5 protein-coding genes and 4 tRNA genes are annotated in these 6,974 nt (G+C 56.3%); 2 read left to right on the top strand and 7 right to left on the bottom strand.

Annotated features, from left to right (window positions below; all coding sequences use genetic code 11):
* Together YA0848_RS16630 and YA0848_RS16625 are read left to right on the top strand one after the other, a co-directional pair.
* On the top strand, positions 1-219 hold a 219-nt coding region (locus tag YA0848_RS16630; protein ID WP_198712565.1), incomplete at its 5' end, for a conjugal transfer nickase/helicase domain-containing protein.
* Positions 216-1,535, top strand: a complete 1,320-nt coding sequence (locus YA0848_RS16625; RefSeq protein WP_008432853.1) for a site-specific integrase — start codon at positions 216-218, stop codon at positions 1,533-1,535. The genes YA0848_RS16630 and YA0848_RS16625, both read left to right, overlap by 4 nt.
* 169 nt (positions 1,536-1,704) lie before the next feature.
* On the opposite strand, the gene YA0848_RS16620 is transcribed toward YA0848_RS16625, so the two are convergent.
* From YA0848_RS16620 to rluD, 7 genes are all read right to left on the bottom strand, one after another.
* A tRNA-Pro gene (locus YA0848_RS16620) sits at positions 1,705-1,781 on the bottom strand.
* 188 nt (positions 1,782-1,969) lie between these two features.
* Positions 1,970-2,045: transfer RNA gene (locus YA0848_RS16615), tRNA-Lys, on the bottom strand.
* Positions 2,046-2,050: 5 nt separating this feature from the next.
* Positions 2,051-2,127 (bottom strand) — tRNA-Pro (locus YA0848_RS16610).
* 9 nt (positions 2,128-2,136) lie between these two features.
* Positions 2,137-2,212: transfer RNA gene (locus tag YA0848_RS16605), tRNA-Asn, on the bottom strand.
* Positions 2,213-2,512: 300 nt separating this feature from the next.
* Positions 2,513-5,077, bottom strand: coding sequence for an ATP-dependent chaperone ClpB (gene clpB / locus YA0848_RS16600; protein WP_034095825.1), 2,565 nt, complete (start codon positions 5,075-5,077; stop codon positions 2,513-2,515).
* Between the two features lie 131 nt (positions 5,078-5,208).
* A complete protein-coding gene (gene pgeF / locus YA0848_RS16595; RefSeq protein WP_169902846.1) occupies positions 5,209-5,934 on the bottom strand; it encodes a peptidoglycan editing factor PgeF in 726 nt (241 codons plus the stop codon).
* Entirely contained in the window at positions 5,931-6,893 is a 963-nt protein-coding gene (gene rluD, locus YA0848_RS16590; RefSeq protein ID WP_024073341.1) for a 23S rRNA pseudouridine(1911/1915/1917) synthase RluD, read from the bottom strand. The genes pgeF and rluD overlap by 4 nt, the downstream gene beginning before the upstream one ends.
* Positions 6,894-6,974: the final 81 nt, after the last annotated feature.

Here is a 6,974-nt window from a genome sequence, read left to right as displayed (position 1 = left end):
CGGATGGCGTGGAATCCGCAACGTAGTTTCGAGAAACAGAAACTTCATCGAAAAACGCATAAGAGTTTGAATATTTGGACCTGTGACGTTGTTGGACCTCGAAAATCCAAGCAGCTCAAGGGGTACTTACTACTAGACCCGCGAACAATCTTCTCTGAGGTCCCTTTCGACAATATCAGCCTGTCCTTGAAGTCAGAAGCAACGGAGCCGCCACAATGACGACGCCCTCGAATCTGACGGAGGAATACATCTTTGCCCATGATCTGCGGCCTGCCAGTGCAAAGATCTATCGCGCCTCGACCAAAGCACTACTCAAGCATTTCCGAACGGCCTCAGTTGAGGAGATCGATCATCGTGCGGTTCTGACATGGCGAAAAAAAGTCCTTGAGAACGGATTATCCAAACGCAGCTGGAACACCTATTCAAATCACCTTCGAACTGTTTGGGGCTACGCCATAGAACACGGCCTGATGACCCATACCACGATCAACCCATTCAAGAAAACCAGCGTTATCCCACCAAAGCGAGCCAGCAAGACAATCAATGGAGACGCCATCCAACGAGCACGCAACTGGCTCATATCCCTTGTAGGCCAAGAACGTTGTACGCATGAACGTAGCCAGATCACACCTGCCTGGTTCTGGCTCAGCGTCTTCGAGATGTTTTATTACACAGGCATACGTCTGAATGCCCTGCTGTGCCTGCGTTACAAAGATATCGACTGGGACAGCCAGATGATCTTGGTCCGCGGTGAAACAGAGAAGACCCATCGGGAGTTTTTCCTCCCCATTATGGAAGGACTCGCTCCACACTTATCCAGGATCTTGGGGGAGGCCGAGAAAATCGGTTTTTCACCAGACGATCAGCTGTTCAACGTCAACAGATTCTCTCGTCACTTCCATGGCAAGGAAATGAACATCGACCAGGTGGAGTCAATGTACGGCAAGCTCACCGATAAGATCGGCGTGCGCATGACCCCTCACCGCTTCAGGCACACATTAGCAACAGACTTGATGAAGCAGCCTGAGCGAAACATTCATCTCACGAAAAGCCTGCTGAATCATTCGAATCTAGCGACAACGATGAATTACATAGAGGCGGACTACGACCATATGCGTGCTGTTCTACATGAGCGGAGTCGGGCTCAGGGCGCTCTGAGCCGAGTGACACGGGTTGATCCAAGTGGCAAACCCTCTGCCCCCTTACCCGCCAAAATAGGTGTGCATTCACAGGAAACCGCTCAACCAGAGCCCAAGAAGCTGCCAGCTCCACAACAATCTAGCAGCACAGAGGTCAGTATTGATCGGCGGACCAAGTCGACTGGCCGAAGCGCGCTACAGAAGGCTCTCGAGCTCGCATCTGCGCAACTGCATCGCGAGTCAATGACATGCTCTATGGACCCACCAGTAGATCAAGTAGAGCAGAGTCTACTATTGACGCTAATGGCGAGCGGGCTTGGTGTCGGCACATTCAGGAAACGCACCTCAACTGAGCATTCAATGCGAAGCTCATCATTTTCCAGAGCATCGCCCTAGTACGCTCATAATCAAAGCGCACTGGCTATAGGGAATTCTGGTTGGCCAGAGGCTTTCGCATGCCCGGAATAAAGAACCAGGTCGAAATCCGGATTTTTTCCAGACGAACGGTACGACTTTGCTCAAGGCACAAAAAAAGGCGTCATAAAGACGCCTTTTTCATTAAATATGGTCGGGGTAGGGGGATTCGAACTCCCGACATCCTGCTCCCAAAGCAGGCGCGCTACCGGACTGCGCTATACCCCGGAATGCGCATCGCAAAGCCTATGCACATTGACATCATGACGAACCGAAACTACTGTTCGCCTCAGACGGCTGCATGTCTACGGCGATATCTAAGTGCTGTAACACTTTCCAAAACCGTAAAACCGCCTCTATCAGAGCTAGAACCTCTGATTCTAAGATTTGATTCCAGCGTCAACTGGTCTCAAAAATGGTGGGTCGTGTGGGATTCGAACCTACGACCAATTGGTTAAAAGCCAACTGCTCTACCAACTGAGCTAACGACCCAAATATGGTCGGGGTAGGGGGATTCGAACTCCCGACATCCTGCTCCCAAAGCAGGCGCGCTACCGGACTGCGCTATACCCCGATTTGAAATTGGCTCCGTGACCAGGACTCGAACCTGGGACCCAATGATTAACAGTCATTTGCTCTACCGACTGAGCTATCACGGAACTTAGCATTTCAAACGTACAACTTACTGCTTTTTACTTCCTCTTCGACGTTTACGTATCGCTACGTTCGTGTCTCTGAGGCGCGCTATTCTACAATCTTAAAAACCCCTGTCAACCCTTTAAATTGCTTTTAAGACAATGATTTGCGCTTGTTTCTGATTTCTTCTTGGGGAGAAGAAACCCGTGGGTTGACGTTGCTGCGGGGCGCACTTTACAAGCCTTTGCCTTACAGTTCAACGCCCTAGCGAAAAAAAAGGCCCCGCAATGCGGGGCCTTCTCTTATCAACCGGCGGTCAGGCCTCAGTGGAAGACGATTTCGTCGTTTTCCACGCTGGCTGTGACGCTGGTTCCCGGCATAAAACTGCCCGAGAGGATCAACTGCGCCAGCGGGTTTTCGATCCAGCGCTGGATCGCACGTTTCAGAGGTCGTGCGCCATACACCGGGTCGTAACCTACAGCGATCAGCTTGTCCAACGCTTCGCTGCTCAGTTCCAGCGACAGCTCGCGTTCGGCCAGACGACCACGCAGGCGGCCCAACTGGATCTCGGTGATGCCGGCGATCTGATCCCGCGCCAATGGCTCGAAGATCACCACTTCATCGACCCGGTTGATAAATTCCGGGCGGAAGTGCGAGGTCAACGCGTCCATCACCGCTGCGCGCTGGGCCTCACGATCTCCTACCAATTCCTGGATCTGTGTAGAGCCCAGGTTGGAGGTCATTACGATCACCGTGTTGCGGAAGTCCACCGTACGCCCGTGACTGTCGGTCAGACGGCCATCCTCCAGCACTTGCAGCAGGATGTTGAACACATCCGGGTGGGCCTTCTCGACTTCATCCAGCAGGATGACCGAGTAAGGTTTGCGCCGCACAGCTTCGGTCAGGTAGCCACCCTCCTCGTAGCCCACATAGCCTGGTGGCGCACCGATCAAGCGAGCGACCGAGTGTTTCTCCATGAATTCGGACATATCGATCCGCACCATGGCCTCTTCAGTATCGAAGAGGAACTCAGCCAGGGCCTTGCACAGTTCGGTCTTACCCACACCGGTCGGGCCGAGGAACATGAACGATCCACTTGGACGGTTCGGGTCGGACAACCCTGCACGGGAACGCCGCACCGCGTTGGATACCGCCACGACGGCCTCTTCCTGACCGATAACGCGCTGATGCAACAGACTTTCCATTTTCATCAGCTTGTCGCGTTCGCCTTCCAGCATCTTCGATACAGGAATGCCGGTCCACTTGGAGACAACCTCGGCAATTTCTTCCTCGGTCACCTTGCTGCGTAGCAACTGGTTCTCGCTATGGCCATGCTGGTCGACCATCTGCAGACTGCGCTCCAGATCGGGAATCACCCCGTACTGCAACTCGGCCATACGGTTCAGATCACCTTTACGGCGTGCGGCCTCCAGCTCCTGACGAGACTGCTCGATTTTTTGCTGGATCTGAGCAGAACCCTGCACTTCGGCTTTCTCCGAGGTCCAGATTTCTTCGAGGTCGGAGTACTCACGCTCCAGGCGCTGAATTTCCTCCTGGAGTTTTTCCAGGCGTTTCTTCGCCGCGTCGTCCTCTTCCTTCTTGAGGGCCTGGGATTCCACCTTCAGCTGGATCAAGCGCCGATCCAAACGATCGAGTACTTCCGGCTTGGAGTCGATTTCCATACGGATACGGCTCGCCGCTTCGTCGATCAGGTCAATCGCCTTGTCGGGCAACTGGCGGTCGGTGATATAGCGATGGCTCAATTTGGCCGCCGCAATGATCGCCCCGTCAGTAATCGCCACCTTGTGGTGAACCTCATAACGCTCTTTGAGGCCACGCAGGATTGCGATGGTGTCCTCTTCGCTCGGTTCTTCCACCAGCACTTTTTGGAAGCGCCGCTCAAGCGCCGCGTCCTTTTCGATGTACTGACGGTATTCGTTAAGCGTCGTGGCGCCCACGCAATGCAGCTCACCGCGAGCCAGCGCCGGCTTGAGCATGTTGCCCGCATCCATGGAGCCTTCGCCTTTACCGGCGCCGACCATGGTGTGCAGTTCGTCGATAAACAGAATGATCTGTCCTTCCTGCTTGGACAGCTCGTTCAGCAGAGCTTTGAGGCGTTCTTCGAACTCACCGCGGAACTTGGCACCGGCGATCAGCGCCCCCATGTCCAGAGACAACAGACGCTTGCCTTTGAGGCCATCCGGCACTTCACCATTAATGATGCGCTGGGCCAGCCCCTCGGCGATCGCGGTTTTACCTACGCCAGGCTCACCGATCAGCACCGGGTTGTTTTTGGTGCGACGCTGCAGTACCTGGATGGTGCGACGAATTTCATCGTCTCGACCGATCACTGGGTCGAGCTTGCCGTCTTCGGCGCGCTTGGTCAGGTCGACGGTGTATTTGTCCAGGGCTTGGCGCGACTCCTCATGATTAGGGTCGTTCACCGCATCGCCACCGCGCAGGTTGTTGATGGCATTTTCCAGGGCTTTCTTACTGACGCCCTGCCCCAGCAACAACTTGCCCAGTTTGCTGTTCTCGTCCATGGCGGCGAGCAGCACCAGTTCGCTGGAGATGAACTGGTCACCTTTTTGTTGAGCCAGACGATCGGCCTGGTTCAACAAGCGCGCCAGATCCTGGGACATATTTACGTCGCCAGTGGGGTTTTGGATTTTCGGCAGTTGGTCGAGCTCTTTGCTCAACTCCTTGCGCAGGCTGTTGACGTCAAAGCCCACCTGCATCAACAAGGGTTTGATGGAACCACCTTGCTGCTCCAGGAGCGCCTGCATCAAGTGCGCAGGCTCAATGGCCGGGTGGTCGAGGCCCACCGCCAAGGATTGAGAGTCCGATAAGGCCAACTGCAATTTGCTGGTTAAACGATCAATACGCATTAGTCACCTTCCTTTTGAGCAGGCCGGATCTATAAACACATCCTGAATGAAGAAACCTGCCAGATACCCTTATAGATGTGGTCGATTCTGGGAGATTCAAGCAACAAACAGTTGACGCAGATCAGAAGAGTCTAGCGCTCAAGCCAGATAAGGGAGGCGAATCGTCCGGTGCGAGGACTGCGACGATAAGAAAAGAAACGCGGATCGGTCACGGTGCACAAACCACCACCATAGACCGCCGTGATGCCGCGCGCAGCGAGGCGCAGGCGCGCGAGTTGATAGATGTCGGCCATGAACTTGCCAGGATTACGGCTCGGCCCGAACGCTTGGGCAGTCGCCGGCAGTTGCTGCATGAACACTTCACGCACTTCCGGACCGACCTCAAAGGCTTGGGGCCCAATCGCCGGGCCCAGCCAGACCAATACGTCGTCAGGCTCGGCGGCCAGGCTATCGACCGTCGCCTCCAGTACGCCGGCCGCCAACCCCCGCCAACCGGCGTGGGCGGCTGCCACGCGGGTGCCGGCGCGGTTGCAGAACAGCGCCGGCAGACAATCGGCAGTCATGGATGTGCAGGCGATACCCGGCGTGTCGGTCCAGCAGCCATCGGCTTCGAGGGTGCGACCGGGGTCGGCCTTGACGACATTCACGCCATGGACCTGCCGTAGCCAGGTTGGCTGGATATCGAAGGTTTGGGAAAGTCGATGGCGATTCTCCAGGACGGCCTCAAGGCGGTCCTCGACATGATCGCCCAGGTTGAGGCTGTCAAACGGCGCCAGACTGACGCCGCCCGCACGGGTGGTGACGCAGGCCTTGACCTGAGCCGGCGCGGGCCAGTCAGGAATCAGCCAGTCATTCATCCGATAAACGCCTCGCGGTCCTGTTTGAGCAACGACAGCAACCACACCAGGTCGTCCGGCAGCGGCGATTCCCAGCTCATGCGCTTACCGCTCGTCGGATGATCCAACTCAAGGAAGCGCGCGTGCAGGGCCTGACGCGGAAAGGATTTCAGCGATTCAACCATGGTCGCGCTGGCGGCCGGCGGAATGCGGAAGCGACCGCCGTAGGCCGGATCGCCGACCAACGGGAAGTTGATATGGGCCATGTGCACGCGAATCTGGTGGGTACGACCGGTTTCCAGCTTGACCCGCACATGGGTGTGGGACCGGAAACGCTCCAGGACTCGATAGTGGCTCACGGCCTGCTTGCCGCCTTCCATCACCGCCATACGCTGGCGTTGCTGGCCGTGGCGACCGATAGGGGCGTTGATCTTGCCACCGGCCACCACCACGCCGATCACGATGCACTCGTAGATCCGGCTGACGCTGCGGCTTTGCAACTGGGTGACCAGTTGGGTCTGGGCCTGAATGGTCTTGGCGACCACCATCAGACCGGTGGTGTCCTTGTCCAGTCGGTGCACGATGCCGCAACGCGGCACATTGATGATGTCCGGTACGTGGTGCAACAGGGCGTTGAGCAAAGTGCCATCAGCGTGCCCGGCAGCCGGGTGCACCACCAGGCCTGCAGGTTTGTTGATGACCAGGATGTCGTCGTCTTCATAGACGATATCCAGCTCGATGTCCTGGGCGACCCACTCTCCCTGGGCTTCCTGCTCGGCAGTCAGCTCAAGAATCGCACCGCCATGGACTATGTCTCGCGGGCGGATAACCGCTCCATCCACAGTCAGGCGGCCGTCTTTGATCCAGGCGGAAAGGCGCGAGCGCGAGTGCTCAGCGAATAATTGTGCGGCGACTTGATCGAGGCGTTGGCCGCCCAATTCGGACGGCACCTCTGCGCGAAGTTCAATTTTATCGGACATGCTCAGACTAGGCGTGGCACAGCCTTTGGTTTCGGCTGCGCGCTTGTGGTTAAATACGGCGTCTTTTGCCCCGAGGCTTTC

It is taken from the genome of Pseudomonas sp. S4_EA_1b, assembly GCF_016307435.1.
In the GTDB taxonomy this organism is placed as follows: domain Bacteria; phylum Pseudomonadota; class Gammaproteobacteria; order Pseudomonadales; family Pseudomonadaceae; genus Aquipseudomonas; species Aquipseudomonas rhodesiae.
Note: the sequence above shows the minus strand (reverse complement) of the source record. Positions and strands in the feature narration are given on the sequence as shown.

What these genes read in the sequence shown, in the direction of transcription:
- YA0848_RS16625 (WP_008432853.1), top strand. Translation starts at nt 216, where the DNA reads ATGACGACGCCCTCGAATCTGACGGAGGAATACATCTTTGCCCATGAT.
- clpB (WP_034095825.1), bottom strand. Translation starts at nt 5,077, where the DNA reads ATGCGTATTGATCGTTTAACCAGCAAATTGCAGTTGGCCTTATCGGAC.
- pgeF (WP_169902846.1), bottom strand. Translation starts at nt 5,934, where the DNA reads ATGAATGACTGGCTGATTCCTGACTGGCCCGCGCCGGCTCAGGTCAAG.
- rluD (WP_024073341.1), bottom strand. Translation starts at nt 6,893, where the DNA reads ATGTCCGATAAAATTGAACTTCGCGCAGAGGTGCCGTCCGAATTGGGC.